Consider the following 905-nt stretch of genomic DNA (forward strand, 5'->3'; position numbering starts at 1 on the left):
ATGGCCAAAGAGAAGTTCGAACGCACGAAGCCGCACTGCAACATTGGCACGATCGGCCACGTTGACCACGGCAAGACGACGCTGACGGCGGCGATCACGATGACGCTGGCGAAGTCGGGCGGCGCGACGGCGAAGAAGTACGAGGACATCGACGCGGCGCCGGAAGAGAAGGCGCGCGGGATCACCATCAACACGGCGCACGTGGAATATGAGACGGAGAACCGTCACTACGCGCACGTGGACTGCCCCGGCCACGCCGACTACGTGAAGAACATGATCACGGGCGCGGCGCAGATGGACGGCGCGATCCTGGTGGTTTCGGCGGCCGACGGCCCGATGCCGCAGACGCGCGAGCACATCCTGCTGGCCCGTCAGGTGGGCGTGCCGGCGCTGGTGGTGTTCATGAACAAGGTCGACCTGGTGGACGACGCCGAGCTGCTCGAGCTGGTCGAGATGGAAGTGCGCGAGCTGCTTTCGAGCTACCAGTTCCCGGGCGACGACATCCCGATCACGGCGGGTTCGGCCAAGGCGGCGACCGACGGGGTGAACCCGGAGATCGGCGAGAACCAGATCCTGAAGCTGATGCAGACGGTCGACGAATACATCCCGCAGCCGGAACGTCCGGTGGACCTGCCGTTCCTGATGCCGGTGGAAGACGTGTTCTCGATCTCGGGCCGCGGCACCGTGGTCACCGGCCGGGTCGAGAAGGGCATCGTGAAGGTTGGCGAGGAAGTCGAGATCGTCGGCATCCGCGACACCCAGAAGACGACCTGCACGGGCGTGGAGATGTTCCGCAAGCTGCTGGACCAGGGCCAGGCGGGCGACAACGTCGGCGTGCTGCTGCGCGGCACCAAGCGTGAAGACGTCGAGCGCGGCCAGGTTCTGTGCAAGCCGGGTTCGATCAC

1 protein-coding gene is annotated in these 905 nt (G+C 65.7%); it reads left to right on the forward strand.

Annotated elements, in window-relative coordinates:
• Positions 1-905, forward strand: a 905-nt coding sequence (gene tuf / locus ACFLIT_RS17825) for an elongation factor Tu (protein ID WP_479912612.1), incomplete at its 3' end; no start/stop codon positions are given.

Source organism: Caulobacter sp. HJHS_5, assembly GCF_056683955.1.